Below are 21,442 nucleotides of genomic sequence, written 5' to 3' on the forward strand. Positions count from 1 at the left end.
GATCAATGCATGGCACTGACCATCCTCGGCATCGAAAGCAGTTGTGACGATACCGCCGCCGCGGTGGTGCGCGGACATGACGTGCTGTCCTCAATTGTCTACGGTCAGACCGCATTGCACGCCGATTTCGGCGGCGTCGTGCCAGAGGTCGCGGCGCGTGCCCATGCCGAAAAGCTGGATCATTGCATCGAGGAAGCTTTGGCGGTTGCCAGACTTCGCCTTAACGATGTTGATGCCATCGCCGTCACGGCCGGGCCGGGTCTGATCGGCGGAGTATTATCCGGCGTCATGTGCGCCAAGGGGCTGGCCGCCGCAACGGGGCTGCCGCTGATCGGCGTGAACCATCTGGCAGGCCATGCGCTGACGCCGCGGTTGACCGATCAGGTCGCCTATCCCTATCTGATGCTGCTGGTGTCAGGCGGCCACTGCCAGTTTCTGATCGTCGCGGGACCGGATGATTATCAGCGACTGGGCGGAACGATCGACGACGCCCCCGGCGAAGCTTTTGACAAGACAGCCCGGATTCTGGGTCTGCCGCAGCCAGGGGGACCTGCGGTTGAAACTGCAGGAACGGGTGGGGATCCGAAAGCGTTCGATTTGCCGCGCCCCTTGTTGAACCAACCCGGCTGCGACATGTCGTTTTCCGGGCTGAAAACCGCGATGCTGCGGGCACGCGATGCGGTGGTCGCGGCCAACGGCGGACTGACCCGACAGGATCAGGCGGATTTGAGCGCATCATTCCAGGCCGCCGTCGCCGACGTGCTGGTCGAGAAAACCCGCCGCGCCTTGGCGATCTATCTGGCGCTGCACCCGGCGAAACCCTGCTTTGCCATCGCTGGCGGCGTTGCGGCGAACCGGGTGATCCGTGAACGTTTGATGCAGCTTTGCGCAGCGTCGGACACAGATTTTGTGGCGCCGCCGCTTGCGCTTTGCACAGATAACGCGGCGATGATCGCCTATGCGGGTGCGGAACTGCTGGCAGCCGGCCAGCGCGATGATCTAACCCTGTCGGCACGCCCACGCTGGCCACTGGATAAATCAGCGGCACCGATGCTGGGGTCGGGCAAGAAAGGGGCCAAGGCATGACAATCGGCATTATCGGCGGGGGCGCCTTCGGCACGGCTTTGGCTGTCGCATTGGCGCTGGATGGCAGGCAGGTGCAGCTTTGGGCGCGTGATCCGGCGGCGGTGAAACAGATGCGTGAAAAGCGAACAAACCCGCGCCTGCCGGGGGTCGCCCTGCCAGAGAAGATCGCGGTTTCATCCGATATGAACTCTGCGCTCCTCTGCGATACTTTGCTGCTGACCATCCCGGCGCAGGCACTCGCGCCGTTTCTGGCGGATCACGATGCGCGGCTGGGTGGCAAGGCGCTTGTTGCCTGCTGCAAGGGGATCGACCTGCATCAGATGACCGGACCGGCGAGCATGATCAACAGGATGGTGCCAAATGCGCAGGCGGCAATCCTGACCGGACCCAGCTTTGCCGCCGATATCGCGCGCGGCCTGCCCACGGCGCTGACCCTTGGCTGCGCTGACGACCTTTGCGGGGCGACGCTGCAGCAGGTCCTTTCCACGCCGACACTGCGGCTCTATCGCACGACCGACATCGTCGGGGCGGAACTGGGGGGCGCGTTGAAGAACGTGATGGCGATTGCTGCTGGTGTGACCATCGGCGCGGGTTTGGGCGACAGCGCACGCGCCGCGCTGATCACCCGCGGATTCACTGAGATGCAGCGGCTGGTCACCCATCTTGGCGGGCGGGCGGATACCCTGGCTGGATTGTCCGGTCTGGGCGATCTGGTGCTGACCTGCACCTCGGACCTGTCACGCAATTATCGGTATGGTTTTGCCTTGGGGGCGGATCAGCCTTTTGATACGACAACCACGGTCGAAGGTGCCGCGACCGCGCGCGCCTTGCGGAAACTCGGGCAGGATCTGGACATAGACTTGCCGATATGCACGGTTGTGGCCGATCTTACGACAGGGCAAAGTGACGTGAAAACTGCGCTGCACGCCCTGTTGTCGCGCCCATTAAAGGAAGAATAGATGCGTTTTGCCCTGCTTGCCAAAGACAAACCCGGTGCCCTGCAGATCCGCATGGACAACCGAGAGGCGCATCTGGCCTATGTCGCCAAAACCGGCGTTGTCGAAATTGCCGGGCCATTGATCAATGCGGACGGTCAGATGTGCGGATCGCTGATCGTGCTGGAACTGCCCGATCTGGCCGCAGCGCAGGACTGGGCCGCGAACGACCCCTATGCCAAGGCGGGCCTGTTTGCCGATGTGACGCTGAGTGCGTGGAAAAAGGTGATCGGCTGATGGCATGTTGGGTGTTCAAATCCGAACCCGATGTCTGGGGCTGGGATGATCAGGTCGCCAAAGGGGACGCAGGCGAGGAATGGAACGGCGTGCGCAATTATCAGGCCCGCAATAATATGCGCGCGATGAAAAAGGGCGATCTGGGGTTCTTTTACCATTCGCGCAGCGGGCTGGAAATCGTCGGCATTGTCGAGGTCTGCGCCGAAAGCCACCCTGACAGCACCACGGATGATCCCCGCTGGGATTGCGTCGATGTCAAGGCTGTACGCCCCTTTGTGAAACCGGTGACCTTGTCGCAGATCAAGGATGATCCCCGGCTGAAAGACATGGCGCTGGTGAAAAGCGCGCGGCTGTCGGTGCAGCCAGTGACCGACAAGGAATGGCAGATCATCTGCGATCTGGGCGCAACGGAAAGCTGACCTGCTGGTCAGACGCAATCGTCCGAGCCAGAACATGAGGTATCAACTACTCAGACCCGGCGACAAAAACGGTGCGCATCGCAAAAGAGGGCCCGGCGTGCGCCAAACCCTCTTTCACCCCGCGTGTCCCCAAGCCACCACACGCAATCGAAATAACAGGTCCGGACCATTCTAGCCTTGGTTATTCATACCGCAGAATACGCCATGGACCAAATACAAAGCCCTAAGAAATCTATTCAAAATTTCGCAATAAACGCACAAGAATGACGACGCCGATCAATCGGTGAAAGGCGAACACTGGGTTTCTCGTCTTTCCGCCTCAGCGGCACAGACCCCATCCGGTTGATTGCAGGTGGAAATGATCTGCGTGCAATATGTTGTAATCCGGGGACAGCGTCAGATTGAACCAGTCACAGGCCCCGTCACGTGCCCTGCGCAGAAATTCCGCCTTTGCGCCGCCTGTGTCCCAGTCGTTCAGCAACGTGATCTGTTGGCCGTCAGAGAAGGTAAAGCCTGCAATATCAATGGCGTTGGCGGTTGCGTGCGTGCTCATCCGGCTGGTGTTGCCTGCGGTCGTGCGCAAGGCGCGGCAATTGTAGCTGCCGATCTGGGCAATCCGGTTGACATCTGCGTCCAACAGGTCGCGGGCGGCAGGTTGCAGGCTGTGGCGTTCCCACATTGCCATCCGCAGGCCAATCGCGCAGCGCGTATCCAGCGCCGCGATACTGGCATCGCCCACACCCGAAAGATTGATCCGCCCCCGGATATGGCATTGCTCGCTTTGTTCAAAATCTTCGCGCCGCGCGAATGCGGCCGCCCCATCAAGGGCGGCAAGACATGCGTCAAGATCCGATGCTGCGCGCCGCAGTTTCCACGCGGTGACCGGCGTGAAGGAATCTGCCACGCGCAGGGGCTGCGTCGGGTTCCACGCGGCGGGCAGCGGGGTTTGGGGATGCAGCAGCGCCTGATGCGCGCCCAACCCCAAGGCGCCCAAAAAGCTCAGTGCCACCGCCCAACGCAGGATCGGACGGCGGCGCTTGTCGCCTCCTAACGCGCGCTTGACCTCATCTTCCGCCATTCCCGCAACCTAGTAGCGGTAATGTTCCGGCTTGAACGGTCCATCCACAGTGACACCGATATAATCGGCCTGATCCTTGCGCAATTCGGTCAGTTTCACGCCGATCCGTTTCAGATGCAGACGCGCGACCTTTTCGTCCAGCGCCTTGGGCAGGATATAGACGCCGGGTTGATATTCTTCGCCCTTGGTCCACAATTCGATCTGCGCCAGCACCTGATTGGTAAAGGACGCCGACATCACAAAGGACGGGTGGCCAGTGGCGTTGCCAAGGTTCAGCAGGCGGCCCTCGGACAACAGGATCAGGCGGTTGCCGGACGGCATCTCGATCATGTCGACCTGTTCTTTGATGTTGGTCCACTTGTGATTTTTCAACGCAGCGACCTGAATTTCATTGTCGAAATGGCCGATATTGCCCACGATCGCCATATCCTTCATCTCGCGCATATGCTCGATCCGGATCACGTCGCGGTTGCCGGTGGTGGTGATGAAGATATCGGCGCTGTCCAGCACGTCTTCCAGCAGCACAACCTCGAACCCGTCCATCGCGGCTTGTAGCGCACAGATCGGATCTACCTCGGTCACTTTTACACGCGCACCTGCCCCAGCCAGAGACGCCGCCGAACCTTTACCCACATCGCCATAGCCACAGACAACGGCGACCTTGCCGGCCATCATCGTATCTGTCGCTCGGCGGATACCGTCGACCAGCGATTCCTTGCAGCCGTATTTATTGTCGAACTTCGACTTGGTGACAGAATCGTTCACGTTGATCGCGGGGAAAGGCAGCAGGCCTTTTTTGTGCAAGTCATACAGACGATGCACGCCGGTCGTCGTTTCCTCGGATACGCCCTTGATCGCGTCACGGGTCTTGGTGAACCAGCCCGGGCTTTGTGCCATGCGTTTCTTGATCTGCGCCTTGATAACGACCTCTTCCTCGGATTCCGGTACCGGGATGATATCCTCGCCCGCCTCTGCCCGCGCGCCCAGCAGGACGTAAAGTGTGGCATCGCCGCCATCGTCAAGGATCATGTTCGCGCCTTCAGGGAACTGGAACGACCGGTCCAGATAATCCCAATGTTCCTCAAGGCTTTGCCCCTTGACCGCAAACACAGGCGTGCCGCCTTCCGCAATCGCCGCAGCTGCATGGTCCTGCGTCGAGAAGATATTGCACGACGCCCAGCGCACATCGGCGCCCAGCGCATTCAGCGTTTCGATCAGCACGGCCGTCTGGATCGTCATGTGCAGCGATCCCACGATCCGCGCACCGGCCAAGGGTTTGGACGCACCATATTCTTCGCGCAGGGCAATCAGGCCCGGCATTTCAGTTTCGGCGATATCCAGTTCCTTGCGGCCATAGGCGGCGAGTGCGATATCCTTAACGATGTAATCCAGCGACATGCGGTTTCTCTCTTAAACAAAAGGTTGGCGGTCCATAGCATCGCGACCAGCTTGCCACAATCCAAAGCCACGTATTATGCAGAACCCTGAACAAGCAGTTAAGGCAAGACAGCAATGAAGCAACCAAGAGCCTGGCAGCGGATGTTGTCAGGGCGCAGGCTGGACCTGCTTGACCCCACGCCGATGGATATCGAGATCAGCGATATCGCACACGGGCTGGCCTTTGTGGCGCGGTGGAACGGGCAGACGAAGGGAGATTTTGCCTATTCCGTGGCCGAGCATTCGCTGCTGGTGACTGATATTTTCGTTCAACAGAACCCCAGAGCCCCGGTCAAATGGCATCTGGCCGCCTTGCTGCATGATGCGCCCGAGTATGTGATCGGCGACATGATCAGCCCGGTCAAATCGGCCGTCGGCCCCAGCTATGGCGCGTTGGACGAAAGACTGACCGCCGCGATCCACCTACGGTTCGGTCTGCCCGCGCAATTGCCGGTGCAGATCAAGCGGCAGATCAAGAAGGCGGACAGGCTGTCAGCCTGGCTGGAAGCCGTTCAGATCGCGGGATTCACGCGGCAAGAAGCGGATAAGTTCTTTGGCAAACACGATCCGGCCCTGCTGGACAGCCTGCCGATCCGGCTGCGCCCGCCGATGCATGTCCGTGACGATTTCACCGAAAAGTGCCGTTTACTGATGAATTCGCTCTGATCGCGATCAGACTAAACGCAGTCTTAAGCAAAAGCGTTGATGGTAGCAGGACGAACCTGTGGGAATCAGCGAAAGATGGCTTTTCAAACCATGCGAGACGCCGTCAGGGCGCGATTGCTGCGCCTCAGTCCGGACCGGCTTTGGGCGCATTACTGCCTTGCACTGGCGATCACACTTTGTCTGATCTTTACCACACATGCGATCAATCGCAGCATCATCCTGCACAGCATATCCGAACCAAACGGGACAATGATCGCCTATCTGGCGCAAATCCAATGGTTGATACTGGCGCTATCGGTATCGGTCCTGCTGGCAGAGGCGGTGCTGATCTTTTTGCCTGCGTATCTTGTGGTGCAATCCAACCTGCAATCCCTACGTGACCAGGCGAAATCCTTGACCAAAGCAAAGCATCAGCTGCAGCAGATGAATTGCCGGCTGGTGCATCTGTCAAATCATGACAGGTTGACCGGGTTGCCCAACCGGGGGCATCTCATCACGTTGATGAAAAATCAGGTAAACCAGCTGATCGCCGACAAACATAGCTTTCTGATCGTTGGGCTGGACAGGTTCAAATCATTGAACGATTCCATCGGGCATGAAACAGCAGACGCGCTTCTGATAGACATCGCTGACACGCTGAAAAAGTGCATTAATGATGAGGATACCATCGCACGCGTGGGTGGTGATGAATTCGCCATCATAACAAATGAACCCGCCGATGTCATGCTGCGGCGCCTGTTCGCGGCGATCAAGACACCGTTCAAAGTGCAAGGCAGAACGCTGAAGATCAATGCGAGCGTCGGCTATCTGATTATGGATCGGAACAGGATCGATCCTGTTAGAATACTTGGCGATGCGGGCATCGCTCTTCAGGTCGCCAAGAGCAAAGGGGCGGATCGCGCGCAGCTTTTCACCCCTGAACTCCGCGAAAATGCCGGGCTGCAGCAGATACTGCAACTGGAATTGCCGGATGCGATCCGGAATGGCGAACTGGAGCCTTGGTTCCAGCCGCAGCTGCGAATGGCGGACGGGAGCTTGCACGGGGTTGAGGTTCTGGCGCGCTGGCACCATCCGACGCGCGGCGTGTTGACCCCGGATGTGTTTCTGCTGGCGGCAGAAAGATCCGGCATGATGATCGAAATGGACCACGCGATCTGGAAATCCGCGATGACCCACGCACAAAGCTGGCAGTCCCTAGGGCTCTGGCGGCCTGTCATCTCGCTCAACGCAGGGCCAGACACCCTGTCTGATCCTTACTTGATTGAACGGTTCCTGATCGTTTTGCGAAAATGCGGTCTCAGCCCCGATCAGATCATCGTGGAGGTTCTTGAAAACACCGTGATTTTCGGGGCGGGTGACATGGTCACCCTCAATATCGACAGCCTGGCCGAATGCGGCATTGCGATAGAGCTGGACGATTTCGGCACCGGATATGCCTCTTTGTGTCGCCTGACGCAGCTGCCCCTGACGGGGCTCAAGCTGGACCGCTCGCTGGTGGCGCTGTTACCTGAGGCTGGGGCCGGCAGCATTGTGCGCGCCATCTTGACGCTGGCCGCAGAATTGGGACTGCGTGTCGTCGCCGAAGGGATTGAGGATGCTCAACAAGCGAACCATCTGGTGCAAACCGGATGCAAGATCGGTCAAGGTTTTGGTTTCGTACGACCGATGCCGGCGCAGGAATTTCAGGCTTGGCTCGGAAAGCATGCCAGCGTCCCGGGCTTGTCCGGCCATATCCCGATGCCATTGGTCAAGCAGGCTTGAGCATGACATGCTTAACCCCTATTTGGGAACGATAAAACCACCGCTGGGAGCCATGATGGCCAATATTCTTTATCACAATGATCTGCCGGACGGATTGGACCTTGGACCTGTCGTGGCTATCGACTGCGAAACGATGGGGCTGAACCCGCACCGCGACAGATTGTGCCTGATCCAGATGTCGGGGGGCGACGGTAATTGCCATCTGGTGCAGGTCAGCAAGAGGCAGACCGGCGCGCCAAATCTCTGCGCGATGCTCACCAATCCGGACGTGCTGAAATTGTTTCATTTCGGGCGTTTTGATGTCGCCGCCCTGCTGAATACCTTTGGCGTCGTGACCGCACCGGTTTACTGTACCAAGATCGCGTCGAAACTGGTGCGCACCTATACCGACAGGCATGGGCTGAAGGTGTTGTTGCAGGACATGCTGGGCATCGACATCTCCAAGCATCAACAGCAAAGCGACTGGGGCGCACCGAAACTGACTGAGGCGCAACTGGATTACGCTGCCTCTGACGTGCTGTATCTGCACCGTTTGAAATCCGCTTTCGACACGCTGCTGGCGCGCGAGGACCGGACAGAGATAGCGCAGGCCTGTTTCGATTTTCTGCCTGTTCGGGCGCAGCTGGACCTGAAGGGCTGGCCCGAAATTGACATTTTTGCACATTGATGGGTGATCCTGTCCCCTTTCTAGCCACCGCGCGCCGCGTCATCCTGCAAGAGGCTGACGCCCTTCATGCGCTATCCGCCAGCCTGAACCAGAGCTTTGCTGACGCAGTCGCGCTTTTGCTGGACGCCAAAGGGCGGGTGATCGTCTCAGGGATGGGTAAATCGGGTCATATCGCGCGCAAGATCGCCGCGACCTTTGCCAGTACCGGAACCCCCGCGCATTTCGTCCATCCCGCCGAGGCGAGCCATGGCGACCTTGGCATGATGACTCGCGGTGATGTCGTGCTGGTTCTGTCCAATTCAGGCGAAACGCCGGAACTGGCCGATCTTGTCGGCTATACACGCCGGTTCGGCATTCCCATGATCGGCGTGGCGAGCCGTGCCGAAAGCACATTGATCCTTCAGGCCGATGTCGGGATCATCCTGCCGCAACTGGGCGAAGCTTGCGGCAGAGGCATCGTGCCGACCACATCGACCACCATGACGCTTGCGCTGGGCGACGCATTGGCCATCGCGCTGATGGAACACCGTGCCTTCACCCCAGAGAATTTCCGCGATTTTCATCCCGGCGGCAAACTGGGCGCGCAATTGTCCAAGGTTGCCGATCTGATGCACCGGGGCGACGCGTTGCCGCTGGTCCAGCGCGATACCCCGATGTCAGAGGTTCTGCTGACCATCAGCCAGAAAGGGTTCGGCGTTGCCGCAGTGCTGAATTCTGATGAAACGCTGGCCGGGATCGTGACCGACGGGGATTTGCGTCGCCATATGCAGGGCCTGCTCGATCATACGGCGGGTGAGGTGATGACGCCCGATCCGACCACGGTGTCGCCCAGCATTCTGGCAGAAGAGGCGGTAAAAGTGATGAACAGTCACAAGATCACCTGCCTGTTCGTGCTGGACCCCGACAGGCCCGCACACGTGGCGGGCGTTCTGCATATCCATGATTGCCTGCGCGCCGGGGTGGTTTGACCATGGCCGGAACCGACAACCTGTATTCGCAATGGGTCAGTTGGGCAAAGATCATCCTGCCGCTTGCCGCGCTCGTGCTGCTGTCCACGCTGTTCCTGCTGGCCCGCAATGCGCCTGACGCGGCGGATATTCCGCTGGCACAGGTCAGCGAAATGGCGCGCGAACAATTGCTGTCTGCGCCGGAATTTTCCGGCATCACCGATACCGGCGCGATTGTGGTGGTTTCCGCCCGTTCTGCACGTCCTTCATCCGACAACCCGGACGCGGCGACCGTCGATGATCTGCGGCTGCGGCTGGACAATCCGGACGGCGGCACGGTTGAAGTGACCGGCGTCGCCGGTGCATTGGACGGGCGTGCACGGGCGGCACGGTTTTCGGGGTTGGTAAGGCTGGAAACGTCAACCGGCTATGTGATGGAAACCAACGCGCTGACCGTCACGCTGGATGACGGGGTCATCGTATCGGACGGATCGCTGGAAATCCGCGCGCCGATGGGCAGTCTGACAGCCGGGCAGATGACATTTTACGCTGATGACGAAAATACTGGCCATCGTATGCTGTTCACCGACGGGGTGAGACTGGTATACCACCCGCAGGATTAAGCTGTGACCGCCAAAGGATGACCGCAGAATGTTTCGTTTTATCATCTTTATCGCGATGTTTCTGGCTGGCTCTGCAATAGCGCAGACGAATATCAATTTGGGGGGCATGGCTGTCGATACCTCTGCCGCGATAGAGGTGACGGCAGAAAGCCTGTCCATCGACCAGCAAGGCGGCACCGCGGTCTTTGAGGGTGACGTCGTCATCGGCCAAGGCGACCTGCGGATATCGGCTACGCGGGTTGAGGTGATTTATGGCACAGACACCAATGAGATTGCGCGGCTGATCGCCACTGGAAATGTGACATTCGTAACCGCCCAGGACGCGGCAGAGGCTGAAACAGCGGATTATGACGTGGTTTCCGGCATGTTGACCCTGACAGGTGACGTGCTGCTGACGCAAGGTGCCAGCGCCATTTCAGCGCAAAGCATGGTCGTCAACGTCACCAATGGCACGGCGACAATGCAGGGCCGCGTTCGTACCGTTCTGCAACAAGGCGGCAATTGATGATGCCGCCGCCAAATCTGACGCTGCAAGACGGCGATGTCGGATTGCAGATCATCAGTTTGCGTAAAAGCTATCGCAAGCGCCCGGTGATCCGCGATGTCAGTATCAGCCTTGGGCGCGGTGAGGTTGTGGCGCTTCTGGGGCCGAACGGGTCGGGCAAGACCACGTGTTTTTATTCCATCGCCGGTCTGGTCACGCCCGAGGGCGGCAAGGTGATCATCGACGGACGCGATGTGACGACCCTGCCGATGTACCGGCGCGCGCAGATGGGGATCGGTTATCTGCCGCAGGAAATGTCGATCTTTCGCGGGATGAATGTCGAAGACAACATCTTGTCGATTCTTGAAATTGCCGAACCCGACCGGCGTCAGAGACGCGAGCGGTTGGAAACGCTGTTGTCGGAATTTTCTATCGAACATCTGCGCCGCGCCTCGGCGATGGCTCTGTCAGGGGGCGAACGGCGCCGCGTCGAAATTGCCCGCTGCCTTGCTGCCGGGCCGAAATATGTGCTGCTGGACGAACCCTTTGCCGGGGTTGACCCCATTGCCGTGGCAGAAATCCGCCACCTTGTCGCCGACCTCAAGAACCGGGGGATCGGCGTGTTGATCACGGATCATAATGTGCAGGAAACGCTTCAGATCGTGGATCGGGCCTATATTTTGCACGATGGCAAGGTCCTGATGAGCGGGACAACACAAGATGTCATTCAGGACGAAAATGTGCGGCGCGTCTATCTGGGCAACAACTTTCGCGTGAACTGATTCTTTTAACAGTCCTGTGACAGGATCATTGACAAGATGACCGGTTTTGCCGCCAACTGTAGGTATGATGGACCCTTGTTCAATCCCTGCAGGCTTGCTGAATCGGCGGTCACACTGCTTGGAAAAGCCCTTTGAATACAAGGGTCTGACATATCTCACTGATAGAGTGCGACCCGTCCAGTGCAACACCGGCGAACCCGCCGGAACGCATGTGGCCCCCAGACGTTAGGAGAAACGATGCGGTATCAAATCAGCGGAAAACAGATCGATATTGGTGAAGCCTTGCAAACGCATGTCCGCACAGAGATGGATGCGATCCTGAGCAAATACGCCGGTCGCCCGACCGAAGCCTATGTGGTCTTTTCCAAATCGGCGCACGAATTTGTCTGCGAAGCAGTTGTGCATCTGTCCACCGGTCTGACGGCCCAGGCAACGGGGAAAGCCACTGAAATCTATGCCGCTTTTGATAGCAGCGCAGAAAAGATGGACAAGCAGCTGCGCCGCTATAAACGCCGCCTGAAAGACCATCACGCCGGTCGATCACAACCGGTTGAACTTTCGGATGCCGGGTCCTATATCCTCGCACCACAAGAAGAGTCGGAAGAAGCGGCTCAAGATACCGTCAACGCAATGATCATTGCCGAGATGGAAACCAAAATTCCGTCGCTCTCGGTGGGTGAGGCGGTGATGCAGATGGAAATCGCGAATGCGCCGGTGCTGGTTTTCAGGAACGAGAAACATAGTGGCGTGAACGTCGTTTATAGAAGAGACGATGGCAACATCGGGTGGATCGACCCGCGCGCCGCGGGTTAGCACCAAGCAGAATGAGAAAGACGCACTATGCAGCTAAGCCAGATCTTGCAGCCAGAGGCCGTAAAGACCATTGCATCATGCACAAGCAAAAAGCGGCTTTTTCACGATATCGGCGAAATGGCAGAGACTTGCTATGGTCTCAAACCATCTGCCGTGATCGAAGCATTGATTGAACGCGAAAACCTTGGCCCGACCGGTGTGGGCCAAGGCGTCGCACTGCCGCATGCGCGGATGGCGGGCGTCGACGATGTGAAAGGTATCTTTCTGCGCCTTGAAAAACCGTTGAACTTTGATGCCGTCGACCGGCAGCCCGTTGATCTGGTTTTTGCCCTGATCGCACCCGAAAGTGCGGGCGTCGACCACCTTAAGGCACTGGCGCTGGTATCGCGCACGTTCCGCAATGCGTCGGTCTGTTCAAAGCTGCGCGCCAACAGCGACCCCGTAACCTTATACACGATCCTGACAGCGCTCGAATCCTCGCAGGCGGCCTAACGCCAGGCGCCGAATCCGAAGCTTTCGTAGTCCCGCGCATAGGCGTCGCGCGCCGCAGCCTCGATCGTGGGATCATAGATCTTGTCCAGCTTGTCGGCATATCGGTGGCGTTTCACCTGAACTGGCGGGATATTGGTCATGCCGCTCTGAATGGCCAATGCGGGCAGATCATGCGCCAGATTTTCTTCACGCAGCACCGCATCGGGCAAGGCGAACTGCGCCATGCCTTGCAACAAGGACAACTGGCTGGCCCAGGCCGCATCCACCCTGATACCCGTCTGACCAGACAAATTGTTCCTCAGGAAATGCAGGAAGACGAAAAACGCCTCGGCATGGGCGGCGTCATCGTAATCTGCAGGGCTGGTCACCTCGGGCGGGATGGGCAGTTTGTGGATCTTGCAAAGCGATGCGCGCAATTGCGGAAAACTGCCCGGACCGTTCGACAAAATACGGTCACAGAACGCGGCATGGGCGCGGGCCACCGGGTGGCGCAGCACGGTGAACCGCCGGAACGGCGCGTGATCCCGCTGCCATTGCCGCAGGCTGTTCTGCGAAAACCCGGTCAACGGCGCGGCCTGATCCAACGCCGCAAGCCAGTCTGAAACAACCTCATCCGGGCCGGACCGCAGCGGCATATAGATCAGGCCGGATTTGGCTGCCGCAATAAAGCTGGGGATAGCGGGTCCTTTGCGGGGTTCGAGATTGGGCGTGCGCGCCAAATCGAAATGGTCAAGATTGCGCAAGGCATCCTGCATCTGCGCCAGGTTGCTGACCTTGTCACTGACCGGTTCAGGATTTTGTTTCTTCAGCTTTTTATCAAGATTGGTCAGCCGCGCTGGCGTGCCAAGGAACGTCGCAAGACCATTGAGAACATCAATGTCATGCAGGTCGTCATAGCCGATGAAAAACCCCGCCTGCCCCGTTGTCTGAAGCCGTCGCTGGATCATCAACTGATAATGCTGCGTCGCCCGAAGGTGGTTGCTGAACTCCTCCGCATCGAACTTGATCCGGTGTTTCCTAGCATGGGTGGCATTGGTCAGTTTCCACTGCCCTGTGGCCCGCGCAATTTTTAGACTGACATATGAATCGAGCGTGTTGCGCGTCAGAATGATCTTGGCGCAACGCGGATCGTCAAGGCAGATGTCCAGCACGCGTGGATCATGGTCGTGGAAAAACCTGAAACCGGCCAGACCCTCTGTCGCTCTGATCGCGTCAATCAGGCACTGGGGATCGTTTTCCCGGTCCTGCAAGCTGATCTCAAACGGCAGTTGATTGCTAGGATAACCGACAAACGCCGGATTGAACGCCTCTCCAAAGCAAGAAACGCCATCAAGCGCGTTCAGGTTGGATTCCAGAAAATTCGATCCTGTGCGCATGTCGGCGAGAACGATGAAATAGTCAAACTTGGTCATTTGTGTCCGACAATATAAGGTTTGCGTGGGCGCGGCCGGCTCGAGTCAGGCGTTTCACTTACGGCAAAATCGCCAGTCAGATAGGGATGCATTCCCTGATTTTTCAGGTCTTGCACAAATTGTACGAACCCGTCCAGATTAACGGTGGGCGGCGCGACGGTCAGGTTTGCAGCACGGTGTCCGCCCATATCATCCAGGATACTTTGCAAGACATCCACCGGTGATTCCAGAAATTCCGCCAAGGTCATGATCCTCCGGCGGGACCGTGCATCCTGCGCGCGGAGCGTGTTGAGAAGCCGCGTTTCGACCTGTTGCAATCTGGCTGCCTCTGCTCTGACGGCGCTGGCTGGCTGGCCGGACCGGGACAAGGTAATCGCCCAAGCGCCCGTCACGATCCAGACGCTGGCCTGCGAATCCTTGGTAATCATCCACTTGACCTGTTGGCTGTCGGCTGGTCCGAACAAGAACGCCTGCCGCTGATCACGGCCATTCCAGATCAGGTTGGTCAGGAACATCTTGCTGTTATAGTCGCGTAATCGCGGACTGTCAGGCAACCCGCCCCGATAGACCGCGTCGCCACCGGCAAAATGCACCTTGTCAGAACCATAAAGGTGTCCATGCACCACCACGCCGGTCTGGGTGGCCAGCCAATCCGCGAAACCCAGGAAGATATCATCAAATCCCTGCAAAACGGTATAGGGCGCGGCGGTAAAGCTGTTCTCCCGATCCATGAACGGAAATCTGCTTTGCATATAAAGCCCTTGCCGCCCGTTGGCACGCCGGTCAACCGCTTGCGAAAATACCCGGTCAATCGTGCCGGTGTTCGGTTCTTGCTTTGCTGCAAACGGGTCCGGCTTGCGCGGGAACGCCTGGTAGAGGGCGTCGGCGGTCGGCCAGATCTTGCGCGCGACAAAGCAGCCGGACCGCGACAAAAGCTCTGCATGGTCATCGTAGAAAATATGCGGTTTGCCCTGAAAGTCGAACTTGGCCAGCGTCAGTGACCGGCTTTCGATCTGGCGGGCGTGCTGACGCGCAAGAGTCTGATAATAGCATTCATCCGGAATCCAGACCCGGCGGAAATAGCGGTCCAGCTCTGGGCGGCGCGGGTCTTCCAGAATAGCCGAAAGCGTTTTGCGCGTCAGGCACCACCATTGCGACCCAAGATGCGGGATCAACCCACGAGGCAACTTGCGGCGCAGTTGCAACGCTCGCTGAAGGGTCACAAACCCATCGAACAACCTGCGCTGCCTTTTCCATGAAAAGGGGAACCGCAGCGTGAAACGTTCCTTGTCGAGCCCGCCAATCGTCCAACCGACGTCACTGGTGGTGACGCTTTCGATAAAATCCGTGTCAGGCCGCGCGTCCAGATAGTCCTGTAGTTCCGCAATGGGACGCAGCGGCAGGCAAGCGCCGGACGCAAGAAAGACGTGCCGCACGTCAGGAAAGGCGGCCAGCAACTGCGCTGACGCGGCCTGTGACGCAGCGATCAGCCCCCACATGCCCCATTCACACCGAAAACGCGCACTGAACTGCACGTTTTCCAGATCCGACAGAGCGGCAACAAAACCGGCATGATCGGCGCTGGATACCTTTTTATCGACATGCACAACGACGGGACATCCCGCCCCTGACCAGTGACGGATCATCTGTTCGGCCCGGAGAAGCGACGTATGCACAAGCATGACCACACCCAGCGTCATGCCCAGTTTCCCTTCGACATGAGGCCCAGCGATTCCAGCTGGCGCCAGTTGATGTATTGCTCACTCCATTTGCACCAGAAATCAGGATCGGCACCCTCGCGATCCAGATAGGATTTATATTCAACCGCACCACCATAATGTTCTGCGCGCGCCACCTCTTCCAGTGCGCGGGTGCTGAACGTGTCGACGAATTTGGCGTGCAGCAGAACACCAGATGTCTTTTCCCCACCGGCTTGGTCATAAACAAGGTTCAACCCGCGCGGCAGCAGCATATGGGTGGAACTGACATAAGTATAAGGACGCTGCCATTTCACGAAAGGGATCTTGTTCAATGCGGGAGCTTGCTTTGGCTTGTTGGCAAAGAACATGCGCGCCCGTGGGCCACCCTGAATCCACAGGTTACGCAGGTGGTGATTACGCGTAATCGTGTAATTGCCCGCATCAAACCAGCTCGCGGTCCTGAAGGGGTCATCGCCGCGCTGATAGGGCTGCGCACTCACCGGACCTTTAGGATACATATCCAGCAACATCGCCCCGAATGACCGCACTTCTGACGCATCAAGCCAGTCGGCCAGTGCGCGGAGCGGGCGCGTATCACAGAACGGATAGACAAAGAATTCATCCACATCCACCGTCAACGCCCAATGATCATGCGCATATTTGCCTTGCAGATAGGTCAGCCAGTCAACACCGAACCGCGCGGCACCATAGGCCGCCTTGGTGTGCCACAGGGATACGTCGGACTGATCGGCGACGAGGTCCGCCCCACCATCATCGCTGTCGTTGTCGACCATAAGGAAATGATTGACCCCTAGGTCGCGGTAATATTGCAGGAAATAGGGCAGCCGCTGGTCTTCGTTCCTGAAGGTGCAGAACAACAGGATGTCATCCGGGCCGATCCGACTTGTCCGGTCATGAACAACCGACAGTTCACGCGCTTTGAGCAAGGCTTGCCATCGCCAGCGCTTGCGCTGCCAGCGCAGTTGATATGATGTCAGAATGCCCAATGTGGCGCTGCCTCGAAATACTCGTTACTCCGCATCATTCACACCCAATCGCCCTTCGACATCAAGCCCAATGCGGTCAATTGTTCCCATCCTTCATACCGACAGGATTGCGGCGACCAAAGGTCAGGCCCCTGCGCCAGTTCCTCATGATAAGCAGTATAGAGGTTGCTGTTTTCAAAATGCTGGCGGCGGGTCATTTCCTCATGCGACTTCGGCATGATGTCGGGCAGGAATTTGGTGTGCAGCAAAACGCCGGTCACGCGCTGGCCGCCCTGCCGGTCAAAGACGTGGTTCAGCCTTCGGGGCAGCATCTGATGGGTGGAACTGACGTAAACCTGCCGCCAGTGCCAGCGCACGAGGGGCACCTTGCTAAGCGTGGGCGCACGTTCCGGTCTGGTCGTGAAGAACACTCTGTCTCTTACACCACCCTGCACCCAGAGGTTTTGGTAAACCGGATGCAGCTTTTCACGGTAATTCGCCGGGTCGAACCAATTCAGGCTCTGGATCGGGTCAGTTGCAGGATCATGCTGGATCGCGCTGATTGGGCCTTTGGGGTAAAGTTCCAGCATAATCGCGCCAAGGGAAGTGACGCCGCGCTGGTCCAGATGCCGGGTCAGATCGCACAGATCGCGGCTGTCGGCGTAAGGATAAGTCAGCAATTCATCGGCATCCACGCTCAGGCACCAATGGCCATGCCCATATTGCCATTGCAGCCAGCCCAGCCAATCCATACCGAAACGGGACAGACGATAGCTGTGGCTTGTTGTCCACAGCGATGCATCTGGCTGAACCGCCAGAAACGCTGACGTGCCATCATCGCTGGCATTATCAACGAACAGAAAATGCCCGATGCCAAGCTTGCGGTAATGTTCAAGAAAATAAGGCAACCGCGCCATTTCGTTGCGCACGGTCGCAAAGCACAGAATCGTATCAGGCCGGATCGCGTCCGGCCTGACCTGAACAGGTGTTATCTCGTGACGCTTGCGCCAGATCCGGAACAGAAATCGGCGGCGCTTCCACCGCATCCGATATGCCATCAACAGATCGGCCAATCGCATCCTTCCGAACCTGTGGTCGGCTACTGCGCAGCCTGACGTTCTGTGTGGATGCTGTCCAGAAACGCTGAAAGCTCATCGCGCAGATCGTCACGCGCCAGAGCAAATGCAACCGTGGCCTGCAGGAACCCTGCCTTTGACCCGCAATCATAGCGCTGACCCTCGAACCGGTAGCCAAAGACATCACGTCCTTCAGTCAGTTCATAGGCGATTGCATCGGTGAGCTGGATTTCACCACCACTGCCGCGATCAATCTTGGTAAGGTTCTGCATGACACGTGGGGTCAGAATATAGCGCCCGATCACCGCCAGATTGGAAGGGGCAGTGCCTGCGGCGGGTTTTTCCACCATGCCCTTGACTCGCACCAATGGTCCGTCCTGGCTCGCCACATCCAGCACGCCATAGGACGAGGCTTTTTCATGTGGCACTTCCAACGTCGCGACCATACAGCCGCCGGTGTCCTGATAGGCTTCGATCATCTGCTGCAGACAGGGCTTTTCGGCCGCGACCAGATCGTCCGGCAAGATCACGGCGAAAGGTTCGTCACCGATCAGTTTGCTTGCACAAGACACCGCGTGTCCCAGCCCCAACGCCTTGTGCTGGCGAATGTAAGCGATCGCGCCGCTGTCCATATTTGTATCACGCAGGGTTTGCAGCAATTCTGTCTTTCCGGACTTGCGCAGCGCATTTTCCAAATCCGGCGCATGGTCAAAATAATCTTCCAGTGCGGATTTCCCGCGCGAGGTGACGAAAATGAAATCCTCGATCCCGGCGGCGCGCGCCTCATCAATCGCATATTGAATCAGAGGGCGGTCCACCAAGGTCATGATTTCCTTCGGCACCGACTTTGTCGCAGGAAGAAACCGTGTTCCCATTCCCGCAACCGGAAAGATAGCTTTCGTTACTCTTCGTTTCATAATGCCGTCCCATATCAGAAAATCGTGTAGTTCAAATTGCTTATAGCGCGTTAACAAGGCGGGATTAAGACAAATCTCGATCTGCCGGCATTGCTTGGCTAGGATTGGCCCATATCACGCAACATTCGTTCGATGCGCGGCACGTCCTCGGGGTTGTTCAATTCCCAAAATGCCCGTCCCCTTGCCGCAACTTCGACGCAGAGCATGGGCACACCCCGTTCGAGAAAACGCAATTGTTCCAGCCCCTCAAGCCGCTCCAGCGTGCCGGACGGCCATCCGGCATAGGCACGCAACGCATCGGGCCGATAGGCATAGACGCCAACATGATGGAAAACCGGTGTCTCATCCTGTGCGCCATAGCTTCCGGCGGTGAAGGGAATCACCTCTTTGGAAAAATAAAGCGCATTATGATCCGCCCCAAACACTGCAGTCGTGCCGCCGACGCGGCCTTCGTGGCGGTCTTGCAACAGCGCGTTCAGCATCTGACCTTCGGTGCGCAGAACAGGCGTTGCCACGTCAGCTTGCGGATTGGCGCGCAATCCCGCCACCAGATCGCTGATGAACCAGGCAGGCGTCAGTGGTGCATCGCCCTGCAGATTGACAATGATGTCGTAATCGCCGCCCAGATTGTCCAACGCCTCGGCACAGCGCTCTGTGCCATTGGCGCAGGTGGTGGATGTCATCACGACCTCTGCCCCGAAACTGCGGGCAGCATCTGCGATACGGTCGTCGTCAGTGGCCACCACGACGCGGTCCACGCCATCCACCGACATCGCCGCATCCCAGGACCGACGGATCAGGCTTTTCACCTCCCCCGTCGCCCCGGTCAGCATCACCAGCGGTTTGCCCGGATACCGGGTAGATTCATAGCGCGCGGGAATGACGATCAATACAGGCATCAGGCGGGTTCCAGCACGACACCGGGGGCGGCGGCGATAAAGAACGGGTTGTCGAAACCGGGTTTACCATAGGTCAGCACCTGATGATTGTCGAACCGCACCACCTTGCCGCCGGCTCCGGTCAGCACCGCATGTCCTGCGGCAGTGTCCCATTCCATCGTCCGGCCAAGGCGGGGATAAAGATCAGCCTCACCCGTCGCCACCAGACAGAATTTCAATGACGAGCCCGCACTGGTCATGTCACGGACCTGATATTTTCTAATGTAATCATCGGTGTCCTTGTCGCGATGGGATTTCGAAGCGACGACCATCAGCGCAGCATTATCCGGCTCAGAAACCGAAATCACCCGCAAGGCACCGATTTCGTCTTTGGCGAATGGTCCTGTTTCTTCTACCGACCGGCCTGCGGCATCGGTATAGAACAATCGTTCTCGCGCTGGTGCATAAACGATGCCGCGCACCGGCACGCCGTCCACCACATAGGCGATATTGACGGTGAAGTCCCCGCGGCGCTGGACGAATTCCTTGGTGCCATCCAATGGATCGACGATGAAAAACGTACTGGCCCGCACATTGTGCGACGCCGCCTGCTCCTCGGTCACCAATGCGATGTCGGGAAAAGCAGCGCGCAAGGCCACAGTGATCACCGCATCGGCGGCTTCGTCGGCAGCGGTGACGGGGCTGTCATCGCCTTTCGTACGCACGTCAAAATCAGCGGCGGCATAGACCTTCATGATGGCGTCGCCCGCCTGCAAGGCCGCGTTGCGCATCACATTTGTCAGCAGTTCAAAATCCATGGCCCAGCCTGTTGTTGAATTGATGTCATCACTGCCTTATGATTTGCCCTTGAGCATTCGGCAAGGTTGTCCTGCTAAAACCGTTCCCGAGGCAACGTCCCGCGTAAAGGTCTTGCATGTTTCGCGCCCCGGAAAACCGCACCAAGGCACGCACGTTTTTCGCGATGTCAGAGGTGGTCTATCATTCCATCGTCCGCAACCTTCGCAGCGGTCACCGCAATGCCGTCGTCGGCATCGTTCTGGATATTCTGCAAAGCCTCGTCATGGTTGCAGTATTCCTTGTGATGTTCCTGCTGCTTGGCTTACGCAGTTCACCAATCCGGGGCGATTACCTGCTTTACGTGATGTCCGGCATCTTCATGTATATGACGCATATCAAAACGGTGGCGGCCATCGCAGGCGCGGGCAATCCCGTGGGCGGAATGATGCAGCACGCACCAATGAACCCCATCATATCCATCGCGGCGGCTGCATTTTCCACGCTCTACAAGCAGATCGTCGCGGTTTTCGTGATCCTGACGGTGTACCATATCGTTTTCACGCCGATTACCATTCACGACCCGGTCGCCGCCCTTGGCATGATTCTGATGGCATGGTTCTTCGGCATCGCCGTCGGGATGATATTTCTGGCGTTGAATCCGTGGATTCCGGATTTCGCCGGCGTGGTCCGGATGCTTTATATCCGGGTGAACATGATCGCGTCAGGCAAGATGTTTCTTGCCAATACGCTGCCTGCAAGCATGGTTGCTATGTTCGACTGGAACCCGCTGTTTCACATCATCGATCAGGCAAGAGGCGCGATTTTTCTGCATTATAATCCCTATGTGACGTCGATCATGTACCCGATCTATGTGTCGCTCGCACTAATCATGCTTGGGCTGATGGGCGAATTCTACACCCGCAAGAGCGTATCTGTCAGTTGGACCGCCGCACGATAGGTTCCAAGCAGGCCGCAATCTGTTGCAAAATTGTGCGTCTCGCCGCTGCACTGGCGGTTGCAGCCCCCATAAGCCGCACCTATATACCCGTGGATCGCCGATAAGACTTATGTCTGTCCGGCTTCATGAAACCTGGCGCGGGTGCCGAAACGGGTTCGCGCTGCTCAAACCGCCTAAAGTAGAGGGATTTGAAAAATGGCCAAAGTGATTGGTATCGACCTTGGGACGAC

At 58.0% G+C, this 21,442-nt stretch carries 23 protein-coding genes; 14 read left to right on the forward strand and 9 right to left on the reverse strand.

From position 1 onward, the window contains the following. The first annotated feature begins 9 nt into the window (after window positions 1-9). From tsaD to ACK4TM_RS01690, 4 genes are read left to right on the forward strand one after another with little or no spacing between them, the layout of a single operon-like run. The gene (gene tsaD, locus ACK4TM_RS01675; protein ID WP_409695739.1) at window positions 10-1,086 is read left to right on the forward strand and encodes a tRNA (adenosine(37)-N6)-threonylcarbamoyltransferase complex transferase subunit TsaD; all 1,077 of its coding nucleotides are present in this window, start codon (window positions 10-12) and stop codon (window positions 1,084-1,086) included. Next, a complete protein-coding gene (locus ACK4TM_RS01680) occupies window positions 1,083-2,045 on the forward strand; it encodes an NAD(P)H-dependent glycerol-3-phosphate dehydrogenase (RefSeq protein ID WP_409695742.1) in 963 nt (320 codons plus the stop codon). The genes tsaD and ACK4TM_RS01680 overlap by 4 nt, the downstream gene beginning before the upstream one ends. Then, on the forward strand, window positions 2,046-2,318 hold the full coding sequence (locus tag ACK4TM_RS01685; protein ID WP_409695745.1) for a YciI family protein: 273 nt from the start codon (window positions 2,046-2,048) through the stop codon (window positions 2,316-2,318). Continuing rightward, window positions 2,318-2,737 carry an EVE domain-containing protein gene (locus ACK4TM_RS01690; RefSeq protein ID WP_409695748.1) on the forward strand — a complete coding sequence of 140 codons (420 nt, stop codon included), beginning with the start codon at window positions 2,318-2,320 and terminating at the stop codon, window positions 2,735-2,737. The genes ACK4TM_RS01685 and ACK4TM_RS01690 overlap by 1 nt, the downstream gene beginning before the upstream one ends. Before the next feature lie 319 nt (window positions 2,738-3,056). Here ACK4TM_RS01690 and ACK4TM_RS01695 read toward each other — a convergent pair whose 3' ends face one another. Both ACK4TM_RS01695 and ahcY read right to left on the reverse strand, forming a co-directional pair. After that, window positions 3,057-3,815, reverse strand: a complete 759-nt coding sequence (locus ACK4TM_RS01695) for an extensin family protein (protein ID WP_409695751.1) — start codon at window positions 3,813-3,815, stop codon at window positions 3,057-3,059. A 9-nt stretch (window positions 3,816-3,824) separates the two neighbouring features. Next, a complete protein-coding gene (gene ahcY, locus ACK4TM_RS01700) occupies window positions 3,825-5,213 on the reverse strand; it encodes an adenosylhomocysteinase (protein ID WP_409695754.1) in 1,389 nt (462 codons plus the stop codon). 114 nt (window positions 5,214-5,327) lie between these two features. Between ahcY and ACK4TM_RS01705 the strand changes: the two genes are divergently transcribed. The 9 genes from ACK4TM_RS01705 to ACK4TM_RS01745 all read left to right on the forward strand — a co-directional run bounded on the left by ACK4TM_RS01705 (window position 5,328) and on the right by ACK4TM_RS01745 (window position 12,487). Beyond that, the gene (locus ACK4TM_RS01705) at window positions 5,328-5,918 is read left to right on the forward strand and encodes a hypothetical protein (RefSeq protein ID WP_409695757.1); all 591 of its coding nucleotides are present in this window, start codon (window positions 5,328-5,330) and stop codon (window positions 5,916-5,918) included. Window positions 5,919-6,008: 90 nt separating this feature from the next. Then, window positions 6,009-7,679: a putative bifunctional diguanylate cyclase/phosphodiesterase gene (locus tag ACK4TM_RS01710; RefSeq protein WP_409695760.1), complete on the forward strand. Its 1,671-nt coding sequence runs from the start codon at window positions 6,009-6,011 to the stop codon at window positions 7,677-7,679. A 55-nt stretch (window positions 7,680-7,734) separates the two neighbouring features. Then, complete coding sequence (locus ACK4TM_RS01715; RefSeq protein WP_409695808.1) at window positions 7,735-8,346, forward strand: ribonuclease D; 612 nt, start codon at window positions 7,735-7,737, stop codon at window positions 8,344-8,346. Beyond that, window positions 8,346-9,314: an SIS domain-containing protein gene (locus tag ACK4TM_RS01720; protein WP_409695763.1), complete on the forward strand. Its 969-nt coding sequence runs from the start codon at window positions 8,346-8,348 to the stop codon at window positions 9,312-9,314. The genes ACK4TM_RS01715 and ACK4TM_RS01720 overlap by 1 nt, the downstream gene beginning before the upstream one ends. A 2-nt stretch (window positions 9,315-9,316) precedes the next feature. Continuing rightward, window positions 9,317-9,916 carry an LPS export ABC transporter periplasmic protein LptC gene (gene lptC / locus ACK4TM_RS01725; protein WP_409695766.1) on the forward strand — a complete coding sequence of 200 codons (600 nt, stop codon included), beginning with the start codon at window positions 9,317-9,319 and terminating at the stop codon, window positions 9,914-9,916. 28 nt (window positions 9,917-9,944) lie between these two features. Further along, complete coding sequence (lptA, locus tag ACK4TM_RS01730) at window positions 9,945-10,421, forward strand: lipopolysaccharide transport periplasmic protein LptA (RefSeq protein ID WP_409695769.1); 477 nt, start codon at window positions 9,945-9,947, stop codon at window positions 10,419-10,421. Then, window positions 10,421-11,182: an LPS export ABC transporter ATP-binding protein gene (gene lptB, locus ACK4TM_RS01735; RefSeq protein WP_409695772.1), complete on the forward strand. Its 762-nt coding sequence runs from the start codon at window positions 10,421-10,423 to the stop codon at window positions 11,180-11,182. The genes lptA and lptB overlap by 1 nt, the downstream gene beginning before the upstream one ends. A 237-nt stretch (window positions 11,183-11,419) precedes the next feature. Then, window positions 11,420-11,995, forward strand: coding sequence for a ribosome hibernation-promoting factor, HPF/YfiA family (hpf, locus tag ACK4TM_RS01740; protein WP_409695775.1), 576 nt, complete (start codon window positions 11,420-11,422; stop codon window positions 11,993-11,995). A gap of 27 nt (window positions 11,996-12,022) precedes the next feature. Then, on the forward strand, window positions 12,023-12,487 hold the full coding sequence (locus ACK4TM_RS01745) for a PTS sugar transporter subunit IIA (RefSeq protein WP_409695778.1): 465 nt from the start codon (window positions 12,023-12,025) through the stop codon (window positions 12,485-12,487). Here ACK4TM_RS01745 and ACK4TM_RS01750 read toward each other — a convergent pair. The 7 genes from ACK4TM_RS01750 to cysQ form a co-directional block, all read right to left on the reverse strand. Beyond that, window positions 12,484-13,899, reverse strand: coding sequence for a nodulation protein NodH (locus ACK4TM_RS01750; protein WP_409695781.1), 1,416 nt, complete (start codon window positions 13,897-13,899; stop codon window positions 12,484-12,486). The genes ACK4TM_RS01745 and ACK4TM_RS01750 overlap by 4 nt on opposite strands. Next, window positions 13,896-15,599 carry a beta-1,6-N-acetylglucosaminyltransferase gene (locus tag ACK4TM_RS01755; protein WP_409695784.1) on the reverse strand — a complete coding sequence of 568 codons (1,704 nt, stop codon included), beginning with the start codon at window positions 15,597-15,599 and terminating at the stop codon, window positions 13,896-13,898. Before ACK4TM_RS01755 ends, ACK4TM_RS01750 begins: the two co-directional genes overlap by 4 nt. Beyond that, window positions 15,596-16,546 carry a glycosyltransferase family 2 protein gene (locus ACK4TM_RS01760; RefSeq protein ID WP_409695787.1) on the reverse strand — a complete coding sequence of 317 codons (951 nt, stop codon included), beginning with the start codon at window positions 16,544-16,546 and terminating at the stop codon, window positions 15,596-15,598. Before ACK4TM_RS01760 ends, ACK4TM_RS01755 begins: the two co-directional genes overlap by 4 nt. Before the next feature lie 98 nt (window positions 16,547-16,644). Further along, on the reverse strand, window positions 16,645-17,664 hold the full coding sequence (locus ACK4TM_RS01765) for a glycosyltransferase family 2 protein (RefSeq protein ID WP_409695790.1): 1,020 nt from the start codon (window positions 17,662-17,664) through the stop codon (window positions 16,645-16,647). Window positions 17,665-17,684: 20 nt separating this feature from the next. Continuing rightward, window positions 17,685-18,578, reverse strand: coding sequence for a UTP--glucose-1-phosphate uridylyltransferase GalU (galU, locus tag ACK4TM_RS01770; RefSeq protein ID WP_409695793.1), 894 nt, complete (start codon window positions 18,576-18,578; stop codon window positions 17,685-17,687). Between the two features lie 98 nt (window positions 18,579-18,676). Next, window positions 18,677-19,477 (reverse strand): 3-deoxy-manno-octulosonate cytidylyltransferase, encoded by an 801-nt coding sequence (locus tag ACK4TM_RS01775; RefSeq protein ID WP_409695796.1) that lies wholly within the window; start codon window positions 19,475-19,477, stop codon window positions 18,677-18,679. After that, window positions 19,477-20,274 (reverse strand): 3'(2'),5'-bisphosphate nucleotidase CysQ, encoded by a 798-nt coding sequence (gene cysQ / locus ACK4TM_RS01780; RefSeq protein ID WP_409695799.1) that lies wholly within the window; start codon window positions 20,272-20,274, stop codon window positions 19,477-19,479. The genes ACK4TM_RS01775 and cysQ overlap by 1 nt, the downstream gene beginning before the upstream one ends. Before the next feature lie 116 nt (window positions 20,275-20,390). Here cysQ and ACK4TM_RS01785 point away from each other — a divergent pair, with 116 nt between their 5' ends. Beyond that, the gene (locus tag ACK4TM_RS01785) at window positions 20,391-21,212 is read left to right on the forward strand and encodes an ABC transporter permease (protein WP_409695802.1); all 822 of its coding nucleotides are present in this window, start codon (window positions 20,391-20,393) and stop codon (window positions 21,210-21,212) included. Window positions 21,213-21,442 lie beyond the last annotated feature (230 nt).

The sequence above is a fragment of the Yoonia sp. genome (genome assembly GCF_046292185.1).
Lineage (GTDB): Bacteria > Pseudomonadota > Alphaproteobacteria > Rhodobacterales > Rhodobacteraceae > Yoonia.

What these genes read in the sequence shown, in the direction of transcription:
- tsaD (WP_409695739.1), top strand. Translation starts at nt 10, where the DNA reads ATGGCACTGACCATCCTCGGCATCGAAAGCAGTTGTGACGATACCGCC.
- ACK4TM_RS01680 (WP_409695742.1), top strand. Translation starts at nt 1,083, where the DNA reads ATGACAATCGGCATTATCGGCGGGGGCGCCTTCGGCACGGCTTTGGCT.
- ACK4TM_RS01685 (WP_409695745.1), top strand. Translation starts at nt 2,046, where the DNA reads ATGCGTTTTGCCCTGCTTGCCAAAGACAAACCCGGTGCCCTGCAGATC.
- ACK4TM_RS01690 (WP_409695748.1), top strand. Translation starts at nt 2,318, where the DNA reads ATGGCATGTTGGGTGTTCAAATCCGAACCCGATGTCTGGGGCTGGGAT.
- ACK4TM_RS01695 (WP_409695751.1), bottom strand. Translation starts at nt 3,815, where the DNA reads ATGGCGGAAGATGAGGTCAAGCGCGCGTTAGGAGGCGACAAGCGCCGC.
- ahcY (WP_409695754.1), bottom strand. Translation starts at nt 5,213, where the DNA reads ATGTCGCTGGATTACATCGTTAAGGATATCGCACTCGCCGCCTATGGC.
- ACK4TM_RS01705 (WP_409695757.1), top strand. Translation starts at nt 5,328, where the DNA reads ATGAAGCAACCAAGAGCCTGGCAGCGGATGTTGTCAGGGCGCAGGCTG.
- ACK4TM_RS01710 (WP_409695760.1), top strand. Translation starts at nt 6,009, where the DNA reads ATGCGAGACGCCGTCAGGGCGCGATTGCTGCGCCTCAGTCCGGACCGG.
- ACK4TM_RS01715 (WP_409695808.1), top strand. Translation starts at nt 7,735, where the DNA reads ATGGCCAATATTCTTTATCACAATGATCTGCCGGACGGATTGGACCTT.
- ACK4TM_RS01720 (WP_409695763.1), top strand. Translation starts at nt 8,346, where the DNA reads ATGGGTGATCCTGTCCCCTTTCTAGCCACCGCGCGCCGCGTCATCCTG.
- lptC (WP_409695766.1), top strand. Translation starts at nt 9,317, where the DNA reads ATGGCCGGAACCGACAACCTGTATTCGCAATGGGTCAGTTGGGCAAAG.
- lptA (WP_409695769.1), top strand. Translation starts at nt 9,945, where the DNA reads ATGTTTCGTTTTATCATCTTTATCGCGATGTTTCTGGCTGGCTCTGCA.
- lptB (WP_409695772.1), top strand. Translation starts at nt 10,421, where the DNA reads ATGATGCCGCCGCCAAATCTGACGCTGCAAGACGGCGATGTCGGATTG.
- hpf (WP_409695775.1), top strand. Translation starts at nt 11,420, where the DNA reads ATGCGGTATCAAATCAGCGGAAAACAGATCGATATTGGTGAAGCCTTG.
- ACK4TM_RS01745 (WP_409695778.1), top strand. Translation starts at nt 12,023, where the DNA reads ATGCAGCTAAGCCAGATCTTGCAGCCAGAGGCCGTAAAGACCATTGCA.
- ACK4TM_RS01750 (WP_409695781.1), bottom strand. Translation starts at nt 13,899, where the DNA reads ATGACCAAGTTTGACTATTTCATCGTTCTCGCCGACATGCGCACAGGA.
- ACK4TM_RS01755 (WP_409695784.1), bottom strand. Translation starts at nt 15,599, where the DNA reads ATGACGCTGGGTGTGGTCATGCTTGTGCATACGTCGCTTCTCCGGGCC.
- ACK4TM_RS01765 (WP_409695790.1), bottom strand. Translation starts at nt 17,664, where the DNA reads ATGCGATTGGCCGATCTGTTGATGGCATATCGGATGCGGTGGAAGCGC.
- galU (WP_409695793.1), bottom strand. Translation starts at nt 18,578, where the DNA reads ATGAAACGAAGAGTAACGAAAGCTATCTTTCCGGTTGCGGGAATGGGA.
- ACK4TM_RS01775 (WP_409695796.1), bottom strand. Translation starts at nt 19,477, where the DNA reads ATGCCTGTATTGATCGTCATTCCCGCGCGCTATGAATCTACCCGGTAT.
- cysQ (WP_409695799.1), bottom strand. Translation starts at nt 20,274, where the DNA reads ATGGATTTTGAACTGCTGACAAATGTGATGCGCAACGCGGCCTTGCAG.
- ACK4TM_RS01785 (WP_409695802.1), top strand. Translation starts at nt 20,391, where the DNA reads ATGTTTCGCGCCCCGGAAAACCGCACCAAGGCACGCACGTTTTTCGCG.